Below are 23582 nucleotides of genomic sequence, written 5' to 3' on the forward strand. Positions count from 1 at the left end.
ATGATCGGCATTATTGATTACGGCATGGGTAACTTGCACAGCGTGAGCAAAGCGATGGAGCGTCTTGGATTGTCTTATTTTATTTCGCCGTATGTCGAAGAATTAAAAGAAGCCGACGGCCTTATTCTCCCGGGGGTTGGCTCGTTTAAAGATGCGATGAATATTCTTGAAGCAGATGGCCTTGCACCGTTTATCCGGGAATGGTCGCAAGCGGATCGGCCGCTGCTTGGGATCTGCTTAGGGATGCAGTTGTTGTTTGAAGAAAGTGAAGAAAACGGAACGACCCAAGGTTTAAACCTTTTACCAGGCCGTGTGCGCCGGTTTCGAGGTGTGACTGAAGCTGGGGAAGCGTATAAAGTGCCGCATATGGGCTGGAACCTGCTTACATTTTGGCAGCCTGAACATACCTTGCTGCAAAACACAGCGCCGGGGCATGTGTATTTTGTTCACTCGTTCGTTGTGGAGGTAAAAAGCCGTGATATTTTAATTGCAACGTGTACCTATGACGTCGAAGTGCCGGCAGTGGTCGGACAAAATGCAACGATGGGGACACAGTTTCACCCGGAGAAAAGCAGTCAGCTCGGTATGGCGATGCTTGAAAACTTTGGTAATTTTGTAGCGCAGGAGGTGAAGGCACGTGGCTGAGTTTACAGTTTATCCGGCGATTGATATGCGCGGCGGCAAGTGCGTACGTCTGTTACAAGGGGATTATAATCAAGAAACCGTTTATGGTGACTCTCCGTTTGACATGGCAAAATCATTTGCCGATGCCGGCGCACGCTGGATTCATATGGTAGATTTAGACGGGGCGAAAGAAAAGCGCCGCATCAACCATGAGCATGTCGTAAAAGCCGCTAAAGAACTGCCGGCTGCAATTCAAGTGGGTGGCGGAATCCGGACAGAAGAAGATGTGGCGTATTACTTAGAAAACGGTGTCGACCGCGTCATTCTAGGGAGTGTTGCTGTTTCACATCCGGAATTTTGTCAGAAAATGCTTGAAATGTACGGGGAGCAGATTGTCATTGGACTTGACGCACGTAACGGTTATGTGGCTGTGAACGGCTGGCTGGAAACTTCTGAAGTTACAGCCGAGGCCCTTGGTCAACAAATGGCAGCACACGGTGCGGAGACGTTTATTTTCACTGATATTGAAAAAGACGGTACGCTGAATGGACCAAATGTTGAAGCCATTGCTTCGCTTGCAAAAGCAACTGGGAAAGATGTTATAGCCTCCGGTGGCGTAAGCGTGCTTGAAGACTTGCACGTTTTGCAGCGCCGCGCAGATGAAGGGGTTGCTGGTGCGATCGTAGGGAAAGCCATTTACACCGGCCGAGTCGACACGAAAACAGCTTTAAAGGAGGTCGACGGCCCATGCTAACCAAGCGCATTATTCCGTGTTTGGATGTCAAAGACGGCCGAGTGGTTAAGGGCGTTCAGTTTCTCGGGCTTCGTGATGCCGGTGACCCTGTGGAGTTGTCTACATTTTATGATCAAGAAGGTGCCGATGAACTCGTTTTTTTAGATATTTCCGCTTCTCATGAAGGCCGGAAAACCATGATTGATGTCGTTGAAGAAGTGGCTGGGACACTCGCCATTCCATTCACTGTCGGCGGTGGAATTAATGCACTCGAAGATATGCGTGCCATTTTACGCGCCGGAGCAGACAAAGTTTCGCTCAATACAGCAGCTGTTAAGCGGCCAGAGCTGATCACTGAAGGCGCAGATTATTTTGGCAGCCAGTGCATTGTTGTTGCAATTGATGCGAAGTATGATGAATCATTAGGTTCCTGGCGTGTTTATACGCATGGCGGCCGTAACAGTACAGCGCTTGAAGTGAAAGCATGGGCCCGCGAAGTTGTTGAGCGCGGCGCAGGTGAAATTCTACTTACAAGTATGGATCAAGACGGCGCAAAAACCGGCTTTGATCTGGCACTAACTGAAGCCGTAAATGAAGTTGTATCCGTCCCGGTCATTGCCTCAGGTGGTGCCGGTGCCGGGGAACACTTTCCACCGGTCTTTCAACAATCCAATGCGGATGCGGCACTTGCAGCATCGATTTTTCATTACAAAGAAACGTCTGTAGCTGAAGTGAAAAAGCTGCTTGACGAACAAGGAGTGGTCGTACGGTGAAGGTGGAGGATTTGTCCTTTGATGCAGACGGGTTAATTCCGGCTGTCGTACAGGACCGGCAGAGTAAAGAGGTGCTTACAGTTGCTTATATGAACCGTGAGTCGCTTCAAAAGACGATTGAAACGAAAGAGACGTGGTTTTACTCCCGCTCACGCCAAGAGCTTTGGCATAAAGGTGCAACATCAGGAAATACGCAGGTGGTGGAGGAGATCCGTTATGACTGTGACCAAGACGCATTGGTTGTTCTTGCTCGTCCAAATGGGCCTGCGTGTCATAAAGGAGATTACAGCTGCTTTTCGAACGTGCTGTTTGAAAGCGAAGTACCAGCAGCCGAACAGGACCGTTTTGCAATTATTCATGAACTTGAAGAGACCATTGCCAAGCGCAGTGTGGAAATGCCGGAAGGAGCTTACACAACGTACTTGTTTACGGAAGGCGTCGATAAAATTTTAAAGAAGGTAGGCGAAGAGGCGAGCGAAGTCATTATTGCAGCGAAAAACCGCGATGCGTCTGAGCTCTCACTTGAAGCTGCGGACCTTCTTTATCATATGCTCGTATTGTTGCGTGAACAAGGTGTAGCACTTGATGATATTGTGCAGGTGCTTGAAAACCGGCATGGTCAGAAGTGAATCATATAAGATATAAGTTCTGTAGATTCTAGGGACTGTGGAACAGCTGACGGCACATCTTTTGCCCTAAGGGGGGCAGGCGTCCGCCGAAAAGCGCCGGCAAGTTTGTATACAATGCCCCGCCTCAGATGTCGATAAAGTACAATGTCAAGCATTCACGGACAGCTTACTGCTCCGAGCCTCGGACTGCCGCATGAAGAGGATAAAAACCGAATCATGAACGTAACCGAAACGAAAGACGGACGCTTACCCGAGGGTTTGGCTTCAGCTAACGATTCACTTTCACAATGGATCAATATTTTTAGGTGTCAGGCACCAAAAAGCGTGCCAGACACCTAGCCCAAGTATGAAATAAAGAGCGGTTGACGAGCATCGGCGGCGACGCCTTCGCAGAACAACAAGCCGAAAATCCCGCAGGCAGCATTTTTCTGCCGAGGAAGTTGAGGCCGTGACGAGGGCTAAGAAGACACGGTGAGATCAAGCGTCAGTCCGAGGTCGCACTTTTGCCCTCAGGGTGCAAGCGTCCGCCGAAAAGCGACGTCAAGGTTGTATACACAATGAAGCCGGGCATGCCCCGGCTTTTTGTATGGGCGTATATGGATTTTGTTAGGAATTTCTTTTTGAGGTTTCACAGTTTAAAATGATATACTAATCTAGTTGTAAGTCTTTACCCATGGAGGTACGTCAATCATGACTTCGCATATATCGAAAAAGGGACGTGTCATTCCTTTTCTGCAAAACGGCGAATATTTTTTCAAGCGCGGTGTGAATGCGTATCAGCGTCAGGAATTTGAACGCGCAGTGAAATATTTAAAAAAAGCGATTGACCTCCGTCCGAATGAAGGCGTGTTTCAGTGCCAGCTGGCTGCTGTGCTCGCGGACATGGGTCAATTTGAACGGTCGAATGAGTGGCTGCACCACGTTTTGGATCATTTAAACCCTAACATGGCAGAATGCTACTTTTTCCTTGCGAATAACTACGCCCACCAAGGGCTGTTTGATAAAGCGAAAGAAACGGCAACAACGTATTTGAAGCGGAGTCCTTCCGGTGATTTTGAAAAAGATGCTCAAGAATTGTTAGAGATGCTTGAACAAGAAACTGAAGATACAGATGGCACGGATGAACAGGCGGCTGAGGACGTTGAAAATGACGAGTTGATCATTAACTATGAGCAGGCTGGTCGGCTGATCGCCGGCGGCCATTTATCGCAGGCACGCGATATGCTTGAAGGTCTTATTGTAGACTTTCCAGCATATCGTCCGGCGTACACACGGCTTGCTTATGTGCTCTCCCTTGATGGTCGGCTTGAAGAAGCGATTGTTTATCTTGAAGAGTTAATGGATGATACGGCTTATGTACCAGCGCTCTGTCAGCTTGCTCTTTACTATGAGAGACAGGGGCGTAAAGACGAAGCTGATCAATGTTTAGAAGCAATGCGACCGCTCGTTCCGCTAGAGCCGGCGCAGGCGAAAAAGCTCTTTTCAGCGTTTGCGGCTTTTGGTTATTATGCTGAAGCTTATAGATGGGCGCGTCGCTTCGAACGGCGTTCTGTAGACCTTCTTGCCGTCCATTTGTTTTATGCTGGCGCCGCGGCGTTTTATGAAAATGATAGTCGCAGGGCTGAACGGTGGTGGCGTGAGGCGCAGGCGCAAGGGCATACTGGTGCAGAAATGCTGTTAGCAGCCTGGGCCCACGGAGATTTAACCGTTGAAAATTTGGAACTTGAGCTGTTTGAAGACTTGGATCATGTTTTCAATATGTAAGTGTGAGCATCATAATGGACAGGATAAAAGACATCTTCTAATATAGAGTACGCAGATAAGTTATCGTAACGATCAGGTGATTATGAAAAAGGAGTGAAGGTCTTATGACCGAAGAGCAAATTTATGATGTGATTATTGCAGGTGCAGGTCCTGCGGGCATGACTGCAGCGGTTTACACAGCACGCGCAGAACTTAGTACCTTGATGCTGGAGCGGGGCATGCCAGGCGGACAGATGGCAAACACAGAGGATGTAGAGAACTACCCTGGATTTGATCATATTCTCGGTCCGGATCTGTCGACAAAAATGTTTCAGCATGCGCAGAAATTCGGGGCTGAATATGCCCATGGCGATATTAAGTCTATTGAAGATCACGGTGCCTACAAACTCATTAATGCTGGTAATAAATCTTATAAAGCACGAGCGGTCATCGTCGGTACAGGTGCAGAGTATAAAGCGCTAGGCGTACCGGGTGAAAAAGAATTGAGCGGTAAGGGTGTTTCTTATTGTGCCGTATGTGATGGTGCGTTCTTCCGCGATAAAGAAATCGTTGTCGTTGGTGGCGGGGACTCGGCCATTGAAGAGGCTGTATATTTGACGCGCTTTGCGAAAAAGGTCACAGTTATTCACCGCCGCGATGAGCTGCGCGCACAGAAAATTCTACAGCAGCGGGCATTTGTAAATGATCAAATCGACTTTAAGTGGAGTCATGTGATGAAAGAAATTAATGAAAAAGACGGTAAGGTTGGCAGTGTGACTTTAATGGATGTAAACTCCGGTGAAGAATATGACTTTGAAACCGAAGGTGCATTCATTTACATTGGTATGCTCCCGTTGAACGACGCTCTTCATGGGCTTGGGATCTTAAATGAAGAAGGCTATGTTGTGACAAATGCTGAGATGGAGACGAAAGTTCCGGGCATTTTTGCTGCCGGTGACATTCGCGAGAAGTCCTTACGCCAGATCGTTACCGCTACAGGTGATGGTAGTATTGCAGCACAGACGGCGCAGCACTACATTGAAGAATTGAAAGAGAAGGTCGGTTCGTAATCGTTATTTCGACGTAATGCCTATGTAATTCACATGAAACATTTCATCTTTACAATAAAAGTTGAATAAAGAACCCCCCTTTTTTATAAATGAATTTTTGGCGCAGGCGCATTTGCCTGCGTTCTTTTTTTGTTTTGTTTATATTTTTGTAAAGTGATGAATTTTTCAAATGTCAAGCTGGAGCGTTTTCAAACAAAGCTTTAGTTAACATTTGTTTAGTTAATGCCGTTTTATTTGAACAAAATGAAGTTTAACCCCCCGTTAAAAATAACTTTTAGAAAGAATTTTCCACAAATTTCAGTTTGACTGATCCGAGGTTTTAACTTATAATTTTACACAATTATTCAGATTATTCAACAGATATGAATGTAGGGGGCGTATAGAAAGCATTCAGCAGACATATAGCAACAAAATTTTCAAAAAAGTGATAAAAAATAAAGGAGCGTATAAGAGATGAGTAAGTTTAAGCGTACGTCACTTGCAGCCTTTACTTTGGCAGTACCGGGGATTTTGCTCGCTGCATGTGGTGGAGAAGAGGAATCAGCGGAGGATTTTCCGAGCCGGGAAGTAGAGATGATTATTCCATGGAGCCCGGGCGGGGGTAGTGATATCGAAGGGCGTGTGGTTGCAGAGCACCTTGAAGATACGTTGGATGAAAATGTGGTTGTTACGAACATCGACGGTGTAGGCGGTACTGTCGGTATGGAGGAACTCTTGCAAGAAGAAGCGAATGGCTATCATATCGGACAAATTCATGAAGGTCACTTAGTTGCCGAACATACGGGTGTAACGAGTGTAGATTTCACCGAGGAATTCACGCCACTGGCGGCCATGTCTTCAGCTGATCAAATTCTAGCGGTTTCCGATGATTTTGAAGCACAGTCGTTAGAAGACTTCGTTGAGTATGGACAAGAAAATACAATTCAATTCGGTGGTACAGTAAGTGGTATTCCGCGTGTCTGGACGGAGCAGATGGCTGATGCGCTTGAGATCGATCATGAAATGGTAGGTTATGAAGGACTCGGCGAAGCCATTCAAGCCCTTGCCGGCGGTCATGTTGATGCGGTGATTGTGGATTATCCTTCAGCTTCTGAGTTTGTCGAAGCAGGCGATATGCATTTTGTTGCTGCAGGTACAGATGAGCGGATTGAACAGATTGATGATGTACCAACGTTCCAAGAAGAAGGTTACGACTTTAATATGTCTTTATATCGCGGCTATGTTGCACCGGCAGATACCCCGGATGAAATTGTTGAGGTGCTTGGTGATTACTTTGAGGAAACAGCTTCTCAAGATGAATATGTTGATGAAATTAATGATTTAGGTGCTGAAGTTGACTTTATGGGCCCTGAAGCTTATCAGGAGCACCTTGATGAGCAAGATGAGATGATTCAAGAAACGGTCGAAGAAATTGATATGGAAGAGGAATAAAACAGGTATTTAAGGCAGCGCAAAGAAAGCACAGCTGTCGTTATGAAAAGAGGGCGCTTTGACGTCCTCTTTTTCATCTAAACTCATCGTGAGGGGGAAGGAGAGCAGCATGGGTGAGATTGTGATCGGTGTTTTCATCATTATTTTAGCGATTTTAATTTATACAAATTCCGGCGATTTTCCACAACTCGAAGAACCTGTACTTGATGCAGGGAGTTATCCACGCTTAATTGCAGTTATTCTTGCCATTTTAGCTGTCATTTTAATTATTAGAAAAGGTATGGAGCTTTATAAATCTCAAGCCGAACGTTCAGGAATGGGGATAAGAGCTTATACAGCTTATGTATTGAAAGAGTATAAACTTGTATTTTTGATACTAGCTATGTTTGCCGTTTATGTTGGGCTAATTGATATTATTGGTTTTATTGTAACAACGATTGCGTTTATTATAGCTGCTGGTTTAACAGTAGGTCCTACGACGAAAAGAAATGCGGTTGTCATGAGCATTGTAGCTGTCGTTTTGACGCTTGGGATGTATTTCTTTTTCGAGACAGCTCTTCATGTGCGGTTTCCAACGGGAATTTTAATTTAAAAAACAAGAAAGGAGGATAAAGCCTTGTTTGATTTGCTCTATTTAGGTATTGCAGAAATTTTTCAACCCCAAGTACTACTTATTATTTTACTAGGCGTGATTGCTGGTATCATTACAGGATTAATCCCGGGTTTTACAGTTGCTATGGCGATTGTGCTTACACTGCCGCTCACGTTTGGACTAGATCCGGTTTCCGGGGTCGCAGCAATGATTGGTGTGCTTGTCGGCGGAATGTCAGGTGGTTTGATTACAGCATCACTGCTCGGTATTCCAGGAACACCTTCGGCGGTGGCAACAACGTTTGATGGCTTTCCAATGGCGCGGAACGGACAGCCGGGTAAAGCATTATCGATTGGCATCTGGGCTTCATTTTTAAGTTCAATTGTCAGTTTATTTCTACTTGTTGCGATTGCGCCACAAATTGCTTCTTTTGCCTTAATGTTTGGTCCATGGGAAATGTTTGCTTTAATTGTTGCTGCATTAACAATCATTGCAAGCGTTACAGGAGAGTCCGTTTTAAAAGGTTTAATTGCCGGGATGTTTGGCTTATTGATTGCAACGGTGGGTGCTGATCCAATTAGCGGAATTTCTCGTTTTTCTTTTGATTTTGCCACGCTGCGGGCCGGCATTCCATTTCTTGTTGTTTTGATTGGGATGTTTGCTGTTTCTCGTTTGATGGAATCGATTCAAACGAGTGAGCTTGAAAAAGATCAGCAGCGCCGACTGGAGGATAAAGCGAAGGATGTTCAATTTGTTTTACGACCGATCGCTACGTTAAAACAAGTGATGAGAAAACCGGTGAATTTACTGCGGTCTTCATCGATTGGGGCGATTGTAGGGGCAATCCCCGGTGCTGGAGGGAGTATTGCCAACATTATTGCTTATGACCAGGCGAAAAAATGGTCGAAAACGCCGGATGAGTTCGGGAAAGGTCACGATGAAGGCGTTGTAGCTTCGGAGGCCGGTAATAACTCAACGGTCGGCGGAGATTTAATTCCAACGGTTGCTTTAGGTATCCCGGGTTCAGCTGTGACGGCAGTGCTTCTTTCTGCTTTAATGGTGCACGGAATTAACCCCGGCCCGCTTTTAATTACAAATGAACCTAATATCGTTGGCGGTATATTTGTTGCCTTTTTAGCAGCGTCATTTTTTATGTTGGTTGTACAGTTCACCGGTATTAAATACTTTATCAGGGTGACAGAAATCCCGGCCCATGTACTTGTTCCTGTCATTTTAGTTTTATGTGTTCTTGGTACATTCGTATTAAACAACCGGGTAACAGATCTTTATATTTTGCTTCTTATGGGGATCGTAGGTTATATCTTTGTGAAATATAAGTTTACGCTTGCCCCTGTCATTATCGGGGTCATTCTCGGTCCAATTGCAGAAACAAACTTACGCCGGGCGTATATGAACGAACCGGAATGGACGTTATTTTTCACGCGCCCGATATCATTAACATTTTTAATCATTGCGGTTCTGTCGATTGTATTCACCATTTGGCAGGCGCGACGCGCAAAAGCAAAAGCTGCTGCCCAGCCATAAATAGTTATGATTGAAAGGCTGCGATACGAGGTTATCGCAGCTTTTTTTAATACCTATTAATAAGAATCCATTTCATCATGACGCTTTATGAGCGATAAAACCAGCGTGTAGATAAACTTTTTAAAAAAGTGAAGGCTGATGTCGCTTTTCGGCGGACGCTTGCACCCGGAGGGCACAAGTGCGACATCGGTTTGATCTGCGTTAACGCTTGAAGTCACCGTGTCTTCTTAGCTCCCGTCACGGCCTCAACTTCCTCGGCAGAAAGTCACTGCCTGCAGGATTTTCGGCTCGCACTGTTCCTGGTGGCGTCACCGCCGGTGCTCGTCAGCCTTGCGTCATTTGATGATCATGAATGGTAGAGGTCCTTTTGATTAAGCGATAGCTACATGAATTAATTTCATCATGATGCTTCATGAACGATCAAACGAACCATACACAAAAGACAAATGTAAAAGTTACCGAAACGAAAGATGGCGACTCCCAGAGGATCAAGCGCAGGCTGAAGATCCACTTGTTCGATTGGTCTTTAATCGAACAAGTTAGCTGAAGCCAAGCCCTCGGGAAAGCGTCCATCTGAAGTGAAGGTTACGTTCATGACTCGGTTTTTATCCTCTTCATGCGGCGGCTCGGAGCAATAAGTTATTCTTGAATGTTTGGTTTTGTACTTTGTCCACAGTCTGAAAACGAAAAGTATAAATTAAATGTAAAAGTAACCGAAACGAAAGATGGCGACTCCCAGAGGGTCAAGCGCAGGCTGAAGATCCATGAACTATTCGAACAAGTTAGCTGAAGGCAAGCCCTCGGGAAAGCATCCGTCGGTAGTGTTGGTTACGTTCATGATTCAATATAACCTTCTGCAAATGATGAAATTCATTCACAAGTTTCGAAATTCGACAATTTCCAATTTTTAATCTACCTTTGTGCTACATTCGTATGACATAATGAAGCAAGCGATTACATTTTAGAAACAAGGGTTGGAGAGACAAATAATGATATTGAGGGAGAAATTATTTCCACCTTCTTTAAGAGTGACATTGCTGACAAAAATATTGATTCTCGTGGGAACTTTAGTCACGGTTACTGTTCTAGCTTTAGGGTACTATTTTAATCAGCATTCTGCGGATCAAATGAAAGAGCAGAAAGGTGAACAAGCACTGCATATCGCTCAAAGTATTGCAGGCATGCCAGCAGTGGTTGAAGCTTTCGAGTTAGAAAACCCAGAAAACATCATTCAGCCGATTGCGGAAGGAATCCGTCAAGAGATCGGTGCCGAGTTTATCGTGGTCGGAAACTTGGAATCAATTCGTTACTCCCACCCTGTTGAAGACCGAATTGGCGAGCAGATGGTTGGTGGCGATAATGAACGTGCATTCGCAGGTGAATCATACGTCTCTGAGGCAGAAGGGTCTCTCGGCCCGTCTGTTCGTGGGAAAACCCCTGTGCTTGATATAGAAGGAAATGTCATTGGTGTTGTATCTGTAGGTTTTTTACAGGAGGATGTTCAATTAACTGCAGGCGAATACTTAACCGATACGTGGTATATCATTGGCGGCCTTTTAGCGTTTGGCTGGCTTGGAGCTGGTGTTATTTCTCTGCTTGTAAAGCGTTCGATTTATGGCTTAGAGCCTCACGAAATCGGCCGGCTTTATAAAGAACGCGAAGCCGTAATTCAATCGGTACATGAAGGGTTAATTGCAATAGATGCAAATGGGAAGATTCAAACGGTAAATCAAGCAGCAGCTCAGCATATGAATGACGATGAAGCTCTGTTTGTCGGACGTGATATTACAAGTGTATTCCCGCATACAGGACTTCTCGAGGTGCTAGAAAACGGGAAGCCTCAATTCAACCAGGATTTATGGATTGGTGGCGAATATGTCATCGTCAACAGGGTACCGATTTATCATAATCACACGATTACCGGAGCCGTAGCCACATTTCGAAATCGTACCGAGATGTTGGAACTGTCGCGGGAATTAACAAAAATTAAAGAATATGCGGAAGGCTTGAGGGCGCAGACCCATGAATTTTCGAATAAGCTTTATACGATATCAGGACTCTTGCAGTTAAGTCGACCGGATGAAGCGATTGCATTTATTAATAAAGAAGCGCAGGTGCAGCAGGATTCGATTCAATTTTTAATTTACAATGTCGAGGACACGTTAATCAGTGCTGTGCTTCTCGGAAAAATGAACCGTGCACGAGAATTAGGTGTGCAGCTTGAGGTGGAATCGGAGAGTAGTCTTCAATCTTCATTAAACGAAGATCAGCGGGAGCATCTCGTTACGATCATCGGGAACGTCGTTGAAAATGCTGTTGAAGCAGCTTTGAGCTGTATGCAGGAACGAAGACCGACTGTACGTATTGCCTTCACTGATTTTGGAGACGATCTCGTGTTTGAAATCGAGGATAGTGGTCCAGGTTTCAAAACGGGTGAACATACAGTTTGGTTGCAGCAAGGTTATTCGAGTAAAGGTAAAAACGGCAACCGTGGTGTCGGCTTAACCTTGGTACAGACGGCCGTTGATGAGCTGGGTGGTACGTTGTCGTTTGAAGAAAGCGACCTCGGTGGAGCTTGTATGATTATTGCAGTTCCAAAAGCGCAGCCGGGAAGGGGGAAATTACCATGGTAAACGAAAGAATAAATGTTCTTATTGTTGAAGATGATTTTCGTGTTGCTGATATAAATCAAGCGTTTGTACAAGCCGTGGAAGGCTTTCAAGTATTCAGCCAGGCAAAAACAGCAGTTGAAGCTCGAGAGAAGCTGCAATTATATGGATCAAAGATTGATGTGGTATTGTTAGATGTATATTTGCCTGATGTAAAAGGTTTGGAGTTTCTTTGGGAGCTTAGGCAGTCGTACCAGCAAGTAGATGTCATTATGTTAACAGCTTCAAAAGAGACAGATATTATACAAGAGGCGCTGCGGGCTGGTATTTTTGATTATATTATGAAGCCTTTAAATCAAGATCGAATTGAAAAAGCTTTACATGCTTATGCTTTGAGCCGTAAGGCAATGAAAGAGAAAACGTCGTTAGAGCAGCAGGAGCTTGATAAGCTGATGGGTAAAGCATTTACTACGTCACCCTCGGTAGGAGCAGAAGAGGAGCTGAATTTACCAAAAGGGATTGACCCATTAACGTTAAGAAATGTGCAGGAAGCTTTAGCAGATGCTGGACACGTCGGGACAACAGCTGTAAAAGTTGCTGAACAGATTGGTGCAAGCCGTTCGACGGCCAGGCGCTACTTGGAATATTTAATAGGTACAGGTTCTGCGAAAGTCTCTGTAACGTATGGAGATGTAGGTCGACCTGAGCGCCGTTATATTATCGTTTCTTAAATGTTCGCCCGCCGATGACCGGTTGGGCGTTTTTTTGTGCACAAAATGAACAAAATACTGTTTATTTTCACAATATTTCGTTTTGGATACGCTTTCATTTAAAGTGAGGTTAGTTAATAACGAAAGAAGAGGTGTTCAAAATGAAAAGGTTTTGGAAACGTGCAGGCGTATCATTTGTGGTACCAGCGGTTGCTGTTGGTGTGCTAGCTGGATGTGGTGAGGCACCAGAAGAGCCGGATACAGACGATGATCAGGCTTCTGGTGAAGCTGAAGAAGAACCAGATGATACAGAAGACGATGATGACGATACAGAAGAAGAGTTTGATGAGGATTGGGAGCCAGAGCAGGATGTTGAATACATTGCCCCGGCGGATGCTGGTGGCGGCTGGGATACACTGATCCGTCAAACGGCAGATGTGATTGAAAGTGAAGATTTGGCACCAGTAAACTTTGCGCCGCAAAACATTCCAGGAAGCGGGGGAGCTGTTGGCTGGGCTGAAGTTGCCGGTCATGATGGTGAGCCGCAGCCACTATTTGCTGCAAGCCCGCCGATCATTCTTGTGCCATTGACAGAAACATCTGAGTATGACCATACCGATTTCACTCCGGTAGCTAATTTAATTACCGACTATTCAGTTGTCTTAGTCGAACCGGATTCTGAGTTCGAATCGATTAACGATGTGTTTGAAGCGATTGAAGATGATCCAGGCAGCGTTAGTATCGCCGGAGGATCAGCAGCTGGAAGTATGGACCATATCTCCATTGCTGGTGCGGCTGATGAATATGGTCTCGACGCTGCGGATGTGAACTACATTCCATTCTCCGGCGGCGGTGAAGCAATGACGCAACTGCTTGGTGGGCACGTCGATGTTGTTTCTACAGGTGTTGGAGAAGCTATGGGGCAGATGGAATCCGGTGAGCTTCGTCCAATCGCGTATTCAGCGGATGAACCAATGGAAGAGATGGAAGAACTAGGTGCTGAAACATACATTGAACAAGATGTTGATTACACCTTCGATATTTGGAGAGGTATTATGGGTCCGCCGAACATGCCGGAATCTGCAGTAGCTTATTATGAAGATATGTATGCTGAAATGCTTGAAACTGAAGCTTGGGAAGATGTTCAAGATAATCAAGGATGGTTGAATAACTATCAAGATAGTGAGGAGTTTGGTGAATTCCTGGATGATCAATACGATTTATTTGAGAATGTACTGACTGAGGTAGGCATTCAAGAAGAAGAGTAAAGCGAAGGTGAAAGAAGAAGGGAGTGCGCCTTTCTTCTTTCCTTTCTTTACATAAGAAACCGTTAAGGAAAGGAGAGGCGTGCATTGTCGATAAACAAGTTTACAACGAATCAAATTGCGTCTTTGATTGTTATTGCTTTCTCAATTTTTTACTTAATCTTGGCGTTTCAAATTCCCGAATATGCGTTGCCGCGGCCGGTAGATTCGGATCTTTTTCCGAAAGTTTTAGGTTTTTTTATGCTGCTACTAGGTATTTTATTGTTCTTTGAAAAAGATGATGAAACTTCGGAAAAAGAAGAGGTCGAAGAGGAAGAGGAGAAGCTGCCTTGGTATCGTACGGGTGGCGGAGAAATTGCCGTTACGATTCTTTCTGTCATTGCTTATATTCTTCTTCTCGAAATTGTTGGATTTGTGCTGACAACCGTTCTATTCATCTTTGGTTTAACTTGGTTTTATGGTTACAAGCGTTTTGTTGTGAATGGCATTGTTTCTGTTGTGATCGGCTTTGGTTTTTATATGATTCTTACGCGGGGTCTCGGGGTTTATTTACCGCCGGGAATCCTGGGATTTTAGGAGGTGAGCGTCAATGAATGCATGGGAAAGCTTAATGTATGGCTTTAGTGTAGCCTTACAGCCGGAAGCATTAATGTTTGTGTTTATCGGTGTTGTAGCCGGTACAGTCATCGGGATGCTTCCAGGGCTTGGGCCGATTAGCGCTCTGGCGCTCATGATCCCGGTCACTTATGGTATGGATCCAACGGTAGGTTTAATTTTGATGGCAGGTGTATATTACGGTGCGGTTTTTGGTGGGTCAACATCCTCCATCTTGTTAAATGCGCCAGGAATTGCTGGTACAGTTGCTACCTCGTTTGATGGGTATCCGCTGGCTAAGCAGGGGAAAGCTGGAAAGGCGTTAGCTTTAGCTGCTTATGCATCATTTATAGGTGGTACGGTTAGTATTATCGGCCTCATGCTCGTTGCACCGTTATTGTCGAATGTAGCGGTCGCATTTGGTCCCTCCGAATACTTTGCATTAATGGTTTTCGGGTTAACGGCAGTCGTTAGTTTATCTGATAAATCATTAGTGAAAGGTTTAATTGCAGCGGTATTTGGTGTCATGGTCTCCCTCGTAGGGATGGATTTACAAACGGGGACAGCACGCTTTACGTTTGGTAATGTTAATTTACTCGACGGGATTGATTTTCTCGTCGTAGCGCTCGGAATTTTTGCTTTAGGTGAAGTGTTTGTACTTCTTATGAAAAAAGCTGGAAGTATGCAGCAGAATTCCCTCGGTTCGCTTAAGTTGTCTAAACAGGAAGTGCGCGACATTGGCCCTCCGATCGGTCGCAGCTCTATTCTAGGTTTTTTCACAGGTGTGCTGCCTGGTGCCGGAGCTACAATTGGTTCGTTTTTAGGTTATTCGATGGAGAAGCGGATTGCAAAAGATGGAGACACATTCGGCAAAGGAAACGTCAAAGGTGTTGCTGCGCCTGAAGCCGCAAATAACGCTGCAAGTGGTGGTTCGTTTGTTCCGCTCTTAACGTTAGGTGTACCAGGCTCCGGTACAACAGCGGTATTGTTAGGCGCACTGCTTGTTATGGGAATCACCCCGGGACCGCTTATGCTAGAAGACCGGCCTGATGTTTTCTGGGGTGTCATTGCAAGCATGTATATCGGTAATATTGTGCTCTTGATTTTGAATTTACCGTTAATCCCGTTTATCGCTAAAATTTTAAATCTTCCAAGAGCGTTACTGTTACCGTTAATTATTGTGTTCTGTATGATTGGTGTGTACGGGATTAGCTTCAACACGTTTGATCTATTCTTAGTGTTGTTCTTTGGCTTAATCGGATTTTTAATGCGCCGTTACGGTTTTCCGGCAGCACCGCTCATTTTAGCAATGATTCTCGGGGCAATAATGGAAGAAAACATGCGGCAGGCTTTACAGATTTCCGGAGGCGACTGGACAGTGTTTACAGATTCAAACATCTCGCTTGTATTATTGATATTAGCTGTACTTTCGTTAATTGGCCCGCTCGTTCCACGGATGCTGCGCATGATCAAAAGGTCGTAACAAAAACGTAAGCTCATTTTTGCCGCTGAAGTGATGTTTAAAGGATGATCGCGATGGGACAAAAGTTCATATTTTTAGCACTTGCTATATCCGCCGGTGGTTTGTTGAATCTGTTTGGGATGCCGGCAGGGTGGCTGCTCGGTGCAATTATGACCGGTATCATCTGGGGTTTGACTCGTGAACGGCTCATTTTTGAAGGCTGGCCGTTTAAAACAGCCTTAGCTTTTGTTGGAACAAACATTGGCTTGTTAATGGAGCAGGAGTTATTTGCTGTTATTGGGGCGTATTTTGCGCCCCTTTTGCTTGTAATCGCGATGACAATTGCGATGGGGCTCGGCCTTGGGGTTCTGTTATACCGCTGGACAGAGCTGGACCGTCGTACCGCTTTTTTCTGCTGTGTACCCGGCGGCGCTTCTGAAGTCATTAGTGTCAGCGGGGAATACGGGGCGGATCAGCGCATTGTAGCAGCATTTCATACAACACGAATAACGCTGTTTGTGTTAACGATTCCGCTTTTGGTTGGTTTGTTCAGCACGGCGTCAGAAACGACACAGTCGATGCCGGAAACAGCGCTTACGCTCACGCACTTTTGGTTATTCCCGTTCATCATAGCTGCTGCCTTGTTTTTACAGCGCGTGATTAAGCTGCCGGCCGGCGGTTTGTTGTTTGCGATTATACTCGGCTTTATATTTGGTGAATTTATCGTGCAGCCTACCGATGCACCAGCTTACCTTGGTGGGTTAGGGCAGGCTTTGATTGGTGCTATGGTAGGGGTCCGCTTTGAGCGGCAGACGCTGGGTCAATTAAAACGGATTGGTAAAGCGAGTGCCGGCGTGCTTGGCTTGTATTTTGGAGCAAGCTGGTTCATTGGCGGTACATTTTGGCTGCTGACGGATCTTTCTTATATGTTGAGTGTGTTAAGCACGGTGCCGGCAGGAGCTGCGGAAATGGCTGCTACAGCGTTTGCACTCAGCTTGCAGCCGTCGCTCGTAACCAGCTTACACATCATACGAGTGATCGTGTTGTTTTTGCTCCTTCCGTTTTTGATTAAGCGGATTAAAAATGTTCCGGATGGGTGACTATATCCTTTGGAAGTGAAGATTTGTTAAGCGTGCGTGTCATTGCTTTGAGCTCATAGTTATGATAAATTATTTATGGGTTAAAAAGGCGTGGAGGTGTAAACTGTTGGAAACTGCCTTGACTTGGTTACTTGTGATTAATTGTTTAGCACTTATTACTGTCGTGCTTTTACAGTCCGGTCGAAGCGCAGGGTTGTCCGGAGCCATTTCCGGCGGCGCTGAGCAAATGATGGGAAAGCAGAAAGCGCGTGGTATTGAAGCATTCTTAAGCCGTGCAACGGTCGTTCTTGCCGTGATTTTCTTTGTCGTGACGTTAGCGCTTGCGTATTTCTTATAATCGCGTCAAACGGTGTATGTACATGTAGAGCAAATGAACGAAGGCTGTCCGGTTATGAAACGGGCAGTCTCTTTTTTATATTGATAAGATGGATATCAGGAGGTTGTAAAAATGAAAATGATCCCCCCGAAACCTTTTACATTTGAAGCAGGACCGCGCGCTGTGCTTTTACTGCACGCCTTCACTGGTTCATCAACAGATGTGCGAGCGCTCGGTCGTTATTTGCAGAAGCAGGGTTACACAACGCATGCCCCGATTTATGAAGGCCATGCAGTACCGCCGGAAGAATTAATGAAAACAGGCCCGGATGAGTGGTGGCAAAATGTTGATCGGGCCTACCAGCATTTAATTAATGAGGGATATGATGAAATCGCTGTTTGCGGGTTATCCTTAGGCGGGTTAATGTCGCTGCGTGCCGGATATACATTTCCGGTTAAGGGCATTATACCAATGTGTGCGCCAATGAAGACAAATCATAATAAAGAGCGTTTATATCAAGGTGTGCTTTCTTACGCTAAGGAGTATAAGCAGCTTGAAGGAAAGACAGAATCAGAAGTTAATGAAGAGATGGAAGCTTTTCAACAGCTGCCGTTGGATACGTTAGATTCAGTAAACGAATTGATCGAGGAAGTACATGAAAACCTTGATATGGTAGATGCCCCCGTACAAGTCATTCAAGCCGGAAAGGATGAGCTGATTGACCCAGATAGTGCAAATGTGTTGTATGAAGCACTTGATATTCGGGAAAAAGAATTAAAATGGTTTGAGAACTCCCCGCACGTTATTACCCACGGGCCGGATAAAAATGAACTGCATGAAACGATCTATCAGTTTTTAGAACAGCTCGATTGGGAAAAGGGGGAATAGCGATTTGAAAGGAGAGATTAGACATGGGATATGAAGATCGAAATCAACTTTTATCTTATATGAAACATGAAGCAGCAAAACCGCTTTCGACGAAGGAATTGGAGGAAGCGTTTGAAATCGAAGAGTCGGATGACTTTAAACAACTTGTACAGGATTTAAATGCGCTTGAAGAATCCGGTGATCTCGTTCGTACGCGCAGCAATCGTTACGGACTTCCAGAGAAAATGAACTTGTTGAAAGGTGTTGTGCAGGGCCACCAAAAAGGGTTTGCTTTTATTCTGCCAAGCGAGGAAGGTTACGATGATGTGTATGTTCCGCCAAATGAACTAAACGGCGCCATGAATAAAGATACAGTTCTCGTACGTACACAAAAGCCTGCAAGCGGCAGCAAGCCTGAAGGTTCTATTGTCCGTATTTTAGAACGCGGCAACACGAAGACAGTCGGTACATTTATCGATTATGAAAATTATGGTTTTGTCCAGTCGGACGATAAACATATTGCAAATGATATTTTCATTCCGAAAGGGTCTGAACACGGCGCGGTCGATGGTCATAAAGTTGTTGTAGAAATTTCAAAGTACCCTGAAGGGCGTGCGAGCGCAGAAGGTATCGTCGTTAGCGTTCTCGGGCATAAAAATGACCCGGGTGTGGATATTTTAGCAATTACGCATAAGCACGGCCTCCCTGGTGACTTTCCAGAAGAAGTTGTCGAACAAGCAAACAACACGCCGGATGAGATTAATCCTGAAGAAATTAAAAACCGGCATGATTTGCGCGATGAACAGATTGTCACGATCGACGGTGCAGATGCAAAAGACTTGGATGACGCGGTGCAGGTGGAAAAGCTTGATAACGGCAACTATAAATTGGGTGTGCATATTGCAGATGTAACGTATTATGTAGACGAGCAGTCACCGATTGATAAAGAAGCACACGATCGTGCAACGAGTGTTTACTTGGTTGACCGAGTGATTCCGATGATTCCACACCGTTTGTCCAATGGGATCTGCAGTTTGAATCCGCAGGTGGACCGTTTAACCCTCTCCTGCACAATGGAATTGGATGCATCCGGGGACGTTGTCAGTCATGATATTTTCCAAAGTGTAATCCGGACAGAGGCACGGATGACGTATGATGAAGTGCGTAAAATTCTTGAAGATCGGGATGAAGAAACGCGCAATCAATACGAAAATCTTGTGCCGATGTTTGAGCGCATGGAAGAGTTAGCTTCAATTTTACGTAAAAAGCGGGCCCAGCGCGGTGCTATTGATTTTGACTTTAAAGAAGCCGAAGTGCATGTTGATGAAGAAGGTCAACCGACCGATGTTTCCCTGCGCACGCGTTCGGTTGCAGAGCGTTTAATTGAAGAATTTATGCTCGCAGCAAACGAAACCGTTGCTGAACATTTTCACTGGTTGAAGCTTCCTTTCATTTACCGTATCCACGATAATCCGGATGACGAGAAGCTACAGGAATTTCTTGAGTTTGTTACGAACTTTGGCTACGTGGTGAAAGGTAAGGGAGATCAAATTCATCCGCGAGCGTTGCAGGAGTTGTTAGAGGAAGTTCGTGGTGAGCCGGAAGAAGCTGTAATTAGTACAGTCATGTTACGTTCAATGCAGCAGGCAAAATATGACCCGCAAAACAACGGTCACTTCGGCTTGGCGACAGACTATTATACACACTTCACATCGCCGATCCGCCGTTATCCAGACTTAATTGTTCATCGTCTCATTCGTACGTACTTGATTCAAAACGACACAAGTGAGCGTACGAAGGAGCATTGGCAATCACAGTTGCCGGAAATTGCTACACACGCTTCAGAGCGTGAGCGTCGCGCGGTAGATGCTGAGCGTGAAGTTGATGAAATGAAGAAAACTGAATTCATGCGCGATAAAATTGGTGAAGAGTTTACCGGTTTTGTCAGCGGTGCGACGAACTTTGGGTTGTTTGTAGAACTGCCAAATACTGTGGAAGGGCTTGTGCATATCAGCTACTTGACGGATGATTATTATCATTATGATCAAAAGCAGTATGCATTGATTGGCGAACGAAGCGGCACGATGTTCCGTATCGGCGATCAACTAGATGTTCGCGTCATCAGTGTCAATGTTGAAGAGCGGGCGGTTGATTTTGAAGTCGTCGGTATGCCTGAGCGTAAAAAGCGCGAACGCAAGTCCAGCCCGAAAGTCATCGAAGGTAATAAGCACGGTAAAGGTGAAGGTGACAAGGGAAAAGGAAAAAAAAGACGATAAAGGGAAAAAGAAAAAAGGCGACAAGAAAAAGAAGAAAAAATAAGTTGAACCCCCGTCAACCGCCCCTTTAATTGACGGGGGTTTTCCCGTTCTGCTAAGATAAATGAACGAACTGGAAAAAGGGTGCATGGCTGATGGCAAAAGAAAAGGAAACAACTGAAGGTAAACTTGTTGCACAAAATCGAAAAGCCCGCCACGATTTTTTTATTGAAGAAACCTTTGAAGCAGGGATTGAACTGCGCGGCACAGAAATTAAATCCATCCGCGCCGGACGTATGAACATTAAGGACGGATTTGCCCGTATCGAAAAAGGCGAAGTGATGTTGCACAATGCCCATATTAGTCCATATGAACAAGGGAACCGCTTCAATCATGATCCTTTGCGGACACGGCGCCTTTTGCTGCATAAAGGTGAAATCAAGAAGCTGGCCGGCAAGTCCCAGCAGGAAGGGTATTCAATTATTCCTTTAAAAGTTTACATTAAAAACGGCTTTGCAAAAGTTTTAATCGGACTTGCGAAAGGTAAGAAAAAGTACGATAAACGTGAAACGCTGAAGCAGAAGACAGCAAAGCGTGAAATGGATAAGGCGGTAGGCCAGCGCATGAAAGGAATGCGCTGATGGGCTTGCATTATATGTTGTATATGTTACAATGAATCATCCAGCGTTGGAGGTGAGTCCTTCATCTTCAACGCTTATTTCACTTACATGGGGACGTTACGGATTCGACAGGAATAGGTCGAGCTTAGGTTGCGAGCCGAGCGGTCCACTCGTAAAACGGCCACGCCAATAATAACTGGCAATAACGAAGACAACCTCGCAGTAGCTGCATAAGCAGCCTGCGGATCCTTCCCTTCATCTCCCACGTGAAGGCTTTGAAGGGTCTCACTAACTAGTGGGATACGCTGTCCGGCCACCGTCTGAGGCCGGCAGAAGAGACTAATCAGACTAGCCGCACGGAAGCCGGTCACTGGGCTGAAGTGACGGCGAATGATAATACAGTGACTACGCTCGTAGAGGCCTAAGTGGCGATGTTCTTGGACGCGGGTTCGACTCCCGCCGTCTCCACCATACATAAAAAAACCGGTGCCCTGTAAAAGGGCGCCGGTTTTTTGTTTATGTGGCAGCCATACCGCCGTCAATGCGGTACTGTGCCCCAGTGATGAATTGGCTTTCGTCTGAAGCGAGAAACAAAGCAAGCTTTGCGATCTCTTCAGATTCCCCGTAGCGCCCAAGCGGGATACCGGCAGTAAATGCTTTTTTTGCATCTTCAGCTGCATCCGGGTTCGCGCCTGATTCTAGGGAGCGCATCATACGTGTTTCAACTGGAGAAGGGTGGATCGAATTTACGCGTACATTCGCTTCAGCAGTTTCAAGTGCTGCAGTTTTTGTCAAGCCGATCACGGCATGTTTTGATGTAACGTATGGCGCCACCCCTGGGCTTCCGATAAAACCGGCAACAGAAGAGTTATTAATAACACTTCCGCTTTTTTGTTGCTGCATGATGGGAAGGACGTACTGAAGGTTTAAAAAAGTACCGCGTACGTTTACACTCATGACCTGTTCAAAATCTTCAATACGTTGTTCTGTCAATGGAGCAACTTTACCTTCGATCCCAGCGTTGTTAAACAAAATATCAATTTGCCCAAACGTTTCCACGGTTTGATTCACATATCGTTTAACATCTTCTTCGTTTGAGACATCCCCCTGCATTGTAATGACATTCTCCGGATCCTCGAGCTCTTCAGCTGTTTTAGTCAATTCATCTTCATTAATATCAACAAGTGCAACGCGGGCGCCTTCTTGTAGAAACAGCTTCGCGGTCTCTTTGCCAATGCCGGCGGATCCACCGGTAATCAGAGCTGTTTTTCCATCAAGTCGTGCCATCGTATATCCTCTCCTTTTAATGAATCAGCTTTCAGGTATTTGCCCTTCAATTGTTACAAACACGTGCTCAAAAGCTTCGTCAATTTGAACGTTTTGAAACCCGGCGGCTTTAAGTAAATGGTCTGTCGGACGATTTAAGCGGCAGCCGTCAAACACACGCTTCCATGCTGGGGTAAGTGCGTCTTGCAGTCCTTCAATCAGTGGGTGATGTGAGCGGACATGTTCGAAAAAGTATACACGTGCGCCAGGTTTAGCGACCCGTTGAATTTCTTGAAAAGCTTGATGAGGGTCATCGATGGAACAAAAAACGAGTGTAGCAATCACAGTGTCGAAGGAGTTGTTGTGAAAAGGGAGTTCTTCTGCGCGGGCGTCTGCCAAAATCACCGGGGAAGCAGCGCGCTGCCCTTTTTTCGTGGAGCGCTCGCGCATCGCTGGATCCGGCTCGACAGCTGTAACACTATCGGCATGTTTGTAAAATGGAAAGTTTGCACCAGTGCCTGAACCGAGTTCGAGGACGTGACCCGTTGCTTTTCCGGCAGTTTCCTGGCGCTTTGCTTGAAATGTAGATCGTTCAAGTGGGAACATGAAAGCGTCATAACACCGTGCGAAAAGGTGGCTCATTGTAAGGTCCTCCTTTCGTTGATTGACGTGAAACGCAAACATAAGTAATATACCCTGTGAGGTATAAAGTAAAACAATTCGGAGAAAAGAAAGAGGTGTGATTCATGAAGTTGAAACTAATGATTTTCGTAAGTGCTTTACTTTTCATTATAACAGCTTGTGGTACAGACAGCACTTACGATGAAGTTGAAAGTGAGAAAGGGCAGGCTCTTGTTGAAGATGAAGAAACCATTGTAATTGATGTGCGCACACCAGAAGAATATGAAAGCGGGCATATTCCGCAGTCAGAGCTTCTTCCCCTGAAGGACCTCCCTGATGCTCTCGATTCCTTGGACTCGGATGCTTCGTACTTATTAGTGTGCCGGTCTGGAAACCGATCTGCTGAAGCAGCTGAAATGTTTGTTGATGCTGGAATTGAAGATGTTACTCATTTAGCTTATGGTGTTGGAAGCTGGGAAGGCGAGTGGACTGAATAAAGCAGATAGTTGGAACAAGGTAGGCGAAGATGGAGCAGATTCATTAGAAATGGAACGTGGTCGAGTGGAAGTGGAGCGGATCATAGCCAGAGTGAAGCGCGCCTCAGCAAAAATGGAGCGCGCTTAGCCAGTTTTGGTTCGACTGCTCTGAAAATGAAAGGTTAATGAAGTTAGTATAAATAGTGGACACGGCACATTGGCACATGGTTACATGAAAGACAACAATGATAAAGGGCGTGAACCTTATGGCCAAAGCTAAG

22 protein-coding genes and 1 other RNA gene are annotated in these 23582 nt (G+C 45.5%); 21 read left to right on the forward strand and 2 right to left on the reverse strand.

Annotated features, from left to right (window positions below; all coding sequences use genetic code 11):
* The 20 genes from hisH (at position 1) to ssrA (ending at position 21409) form a co-directional block, all read left to right on the forward strand.
* Positions 1-645: an imidazole glycerol phosphate synthase subunit HisH gene (gene hisH, locus B0H94_RS12310; RefSeq protein ID WP_106589574.1), complete on the forward strand. Its 645-nt coding sequence runs from the start codon at positions 1-3 to the stop codon at positions 643-645.
* The gene (gene hisA / locus B0H94_RS12315) at positions 638-1378 is read left to right on the forward strand and encodes a 1-(5-phosphoribosyl)-5-[(5-phosphoribosylamino)methylideneamino]imidazole-4-carboxamide isomerase (protein ID WP_106589575.1); all 741 of its coding nucleotides are present in this window, start codon (positions 638-640) and stop codon (positions 1376-1378) included. The genes hisH and hisA overlap by 8 nt, the downstream gene beginning before the upstream one ends.
* Positions 1372-2130, forward strand: coding sequence for an imidazole glycerol phosphate synthase subunit HisF (hisF, locus tag B0H94_RS12320; protein ID WP_106589576.1), 759 nt, complete (start codon positions 1372-1374; stop codon positions 2128-2130). The genes hisA and hisF overlap by 7 nt, the downstream gene beginning before the upstream one ends.
* A complete protein-coding gene (gene hisIE / locus B0H94_RS12325; protein WP_106589577.1) occupies positions 2127-2759 on the forward strand; it encodes a bifunctional phosphoribosyl-AMP cyclohydrolase/phosphoribosyl-ATP diphosphatase HisIE in 633 nt (210 codons plus the stop codon). The genes hisF and hisIE overlap by 4 nt, the downstream gene beginning before the upstream one ends.
* A 690-nt stretch (positions 2760-3449) precedes the next feature.
* Positions 3450-4523 carry a tetratricopeptide repeat protein gene (locus tag B0H94_RS12330; protein WP_106589578.1) on the forward strand — a complete coding sequence of 358 codons (1074 nt, stop codon included), beginning with the start codon at positions 3450-3452 and terminating at the stop codon, positions 4521-4523.
* 104 nt (positions 4524-4627) lie between these two features.
* Complete coding sequence (trxB, locus tag B0H94_RS12335; protein ID WP_106589579.1) at positions 4628-5572, forward strand: thioredoxin-disulfide reductase; 945 nt, start codon at positions 4628-4630, stop codon at positions 5570-5572.
* Between the two features lie 453 nt (positions 5573-6025).
* Positions 6026-7003, forward strand: a complete 978-nt coding sequence (locus B0H94_RS12340; RefSeq protein WP_106589580.1) for a Bug family tripartite tricarboxylate transporter substrate binding protein — start codon at positions 6026-6028, stop codon at positions 7001-7003.
* 109 nt (positions 7004-7112) lie between these two features.
* A complete protein-coding gene (locus tag B0H94_RS12345; RefSeq protein WP_106589581.1) occupies positions 7113-7595 on the forward strand; it encodes a tripartite tricarboxylate transporter TctB family protein in 483 nt (160 codons plus the stop codon).
* A 24-nt stretch (positions 7596-7619) separates the two neighbouring features.
* Positions 7620-9140 (forward strand): tripartite tricarboxylate transporter permease, encoded by a 1521-nt coding sequence (locus B0H94_RS12350; RefSeq protein ID WP_245894008.1) that lies wholly within the window; start codon positions 7620-7622, stop codon positions 9138-9140.
* A gap of 1028 nt (positions 9141-10168) precedes the next feature.
* Entirely contained in the window at positions 10169-11773 is a 1605-nt protein-coding gene (locus tag B0H94_RS12355; protein ID WP_245894014.1) for an ATP-binding protein, read from the forward strand.
* Positions 11767-12480 carry a response regulator gene (locus B0H94_RS12360; protein WP_106589583.1) on the forward strand — a complete coding sequence of 238 codons (714 nt, stop codon included), beginning with the start codon at positions 11767-11769 and terminating at the stop codon, positions 12478-12480. Before B0H94_RS12355 ends, B0H94_RS12360 begins: the two co-directional genes overlap by 7 nt.
* Before the next feature lie 140 nt (positions 12481-12620).
* Positions 12621-13727, forward strand: a complete 1107-nt coding sequence (locus tag B0H94_RS12365) for a Bug family tripartite tricarboxylate transporter substrate binding protein (protein WP_106589584.1) — start codon at positions 12621-12623, stop codon at positions 13725-13727.
* An 84-nt stretch (positions 13728-13811) separates the two neighbouring features.
* On the forward strand, positions 13812-14300 hold the full coding sequence (locus B0H94_RS12370) for a tripartite tricarboxylate transporter TctB family protein (RefSeq protein ID WP_106589585.1): 489 nt from the start codon (positions 13812-13814) through the stop codon (positions 14298-14300).
* A gap of 13 nt (positions 14301-14313) precedes the next feature.
* On the forward strand, positions 14314-15801 hold the full coding sequence (locus B0H94_RS12375) for a tripartite tricarboxylate transporter permease (RefSeq protein ID WP_106589586.1): 1488 nt from the start codon (positions 14314-14316) through the stop codon (positions 15799-15801).
* Between the two features lie 53 nt (positions 15802-15854).
* Entirely contained in the window at positions 15855-16880 is a 1026-nt protein-coding gene (locus B0H94_RS12380; RefSeq protein ID WP_181315399.1) for an AbrB family transcriptional regulator, read from the forward strand.
* A 106-nt stretch (positions 16881-16986) separates the two neighbouring features.
* Positions 16987-17217, forward strand: coding sequence for a preprotein translocase subunit SecG (gene secG, locus B0H94_RS12385; protein WP_245894010.1), 231 nt, complete (start codon positions 16987-16989; stop codon positions 17215-17217).
* A gap of 111 nt (positions 17218-17328) precedes the next feature.
* Positions 17329-18084 (forward strand): alpha/beta hydrolase, encoded by a 756-nt coding sequence (locus B0H94_RS12390; RefSeq protein ID WP_106589589.1) that lies wholly within the window; start codon positions 17329-17331, stop codon positions 18082-18084.
* A 23-nt stretch (positions 18085-18107) separates the two neighbouring features.
* Positions 18108-20339 carry a ribonuclease R gene (rnr, locus tag B0H94_RS12395; protein ID WP_106589590.1) on the forward strand — a complete coding sequence of 744 codons (2232 nt, stop codon included), beginning with the start codon at positions 18108-18110 and terminating at the stop codon, positions 20337-20339.
* Positions 20340-20473: 134 nt separating this feature from the next.
* On the forward strand, positions 20474-20959 hold the full coding sequence (smpB, locus tag B0H94_RS12400; RefSeq protein WP_106589591.1) for an SsrA-binding protein SmpB: 486 nt from the start codon (positions 20474-20476) through the stop codon (positions 20957-20959).
* Positions 20960-21048: 89 nt separating this feature from the next.
* Positions 21049-21409: a transfer-messenger RNA gene (gene ssrA / locus B0H94_RS12405) on the forward strand.
* A 45-nt stretch (positions 21410-21454) separates the two neighbouring features.
* Here the strand turns inward: ssrA and B0H94_RS12410 are convergent.
* Together B0H94_RS12410 and B0H94_RS12415 are read right to left on the reverse strand one after the other, a co-directional pair.
* A complete protein-coding gene (locus B0H94_RS12410; RefSeq protein ID WP_106589592.1) occupies positions 21455-22225 on the reverse strand; it encodes an SDR family NAD(P)-dependent oxidoreductase in 771 nt (256 codons plus the stop codon).
* 24 nt (positions 22226-22249) lie between these two features.
* Complete coding sequence (locus B0H94_RS12415; RefSeq protein WP_181315400.1) at positions 22250-22846, reverse strand: class I SAM-dependent methyltransferase; 597 nt, start codon at positions 22844-22846, stop codon at positions 22250-22252.
* A gap of 104 nt (positions 22847-22950) precedes the next feature.
* On the opposite strand from B0H94_RS12415, the gene B0H94_RS12420 reads away from it, so the two are divergent.
* Positions 22951-23322, forward strand: coding sequence for a rhodanese-like domain-containing protein (locus B0H94_RS12420; RefSeq protein WP_106589594.1), 372 nt, complete (start codon positions 22951-22953; stop codon positions 23320-23322).
* The last annotated feature ends 260 nt before the right edge of the window (positions 23323-23582 follow it).

It is taken from the genome of Salsuginibacillus halophilus, assembly GCF_003014715.1.
Classification (GTDB): domain Bacteria; phylum Bacillota; class Bacilli; order Bacillales; family Marinococcaceae; genus Salsuginibacillus; species Salsuginibacillus halophilus.

What these genes read in the sequence shown, in the direction of transcription:
- hisH (WP_106589574.1), top strand. Translation starts at nt 1, where the DNA reads ATGATCGGCATTATTGATTACGGCATGGGTAACTTGCACAGCGTGAGC.
- hisF (WP_106589576.1), top strand. Translation starts at nt 1,372, where the DNA reads ATGCTAACCAAGCGCATTATTCCGTGTTTGGATGTCAAAGACGGCCGA.
- B0H94_RS12330 (WP_106589578.1), top strand. Translation starts at nt 3,450, where the DNA reads ATGACTTCGCATATATCGAAAAAGGGACGTGTCATTCCTTTTCTGCAA.
- trxB (WP_106589579.1), top strand. Translation starts at nt 4,628, where the DNA reads ATGACCGAAGAGCAAATTTATGATGTGATTATTGCAGGTGCAGGTCCT.
- B0H94_RS12340 (WP_106589580.1), top strand. Translation starts at nt 6,026, where the DNA reads ATGAGTAAGTTTAAGCGTACGTCACTTGCAGCCTTTACTTTGGCAGTA.
- B0H94_RS12345 (WP_106589581.1), top strand. Translation starts at nt 7,113, where the DNA reads ATGGGTGAGATTGTGATCGGTGTTTTCATCATTATTTTAGCGATTTTA.
- B0H94_RS12360 (WP_106589583.1), top strand. Translation starts at nt 11,767, where the DNA reads ATGGTAAACGAAAGAATAAATGTTCTTATTGTTGAAGATGATTTTCGT.
- B0H94_RS12365 (WP_106589584.1), top strand. Translation starts at nt 12,621, where the DNA reads ATGAAAAGGTTTTGGAAACGTGCAGGCGTATCATTTGTGGTACCAGCG.
- B0H94_RS12375 (WP_106589586.1), top strand. Translation starts at nt 14,314, where the DNA reads ATGAATGCATGGGAAAGCTTAATGTATGGCTTTAGTGTAGCCTTACAG.
- B0H94_RS12380 (WP_181315399.1), top strand. Translation starts at nt 15,855, where the DNA reads ATGGGACAAAAGTTCATATTTTTAGCACTTGCTATATCCGCCGGTGGT.
- B0H94_RS12390 (WP_106589589.1), top strand. Translation starts at nt 17,329, where the DNA reads ATGAAAATGATCCCCCCGAAACCTTTTACATTTGAAGCAGGACCGCGC.
- rnr (WP_106589590.1), top strand. Translation starts at nt 18,108, where the DNA reads ATGGGATATGAAGATCGAAATCAACTTTTATCTTATATGAAACATGAA.
- smpB (WP_106589591.1), top strand. Translation starts at nt 20,474, where the DNA reads ATGGCAAAAGAAAAGGAAACAACTGAAGGTAAACTTGTTGCACAAAAT.
- B0H94_RS12410 (WP_106589592.1), bottom strand. Translation starts at nt 22,225, where the DNA reads ATGGCACGACTTGATGGAAAAACAGCTCTGATTACCGGTGGATCCGCC.
- B0H94_RS12415 (WP_181315400.1), bottom strand. Translation starts at nt 22,846, where the DNA reads ATGAGCCACCTTTTCGCACGGTGTTATGACGCTTTCATGTTCCCACTT.
- B0H94_RS12420 (WP_106589594.1), top strand. Translation starts at nt 22,951, where the DNA reads ATGAAGTTGAAACTAATGATTTTCGTAAGTGCTTTACTTTTCATTATA.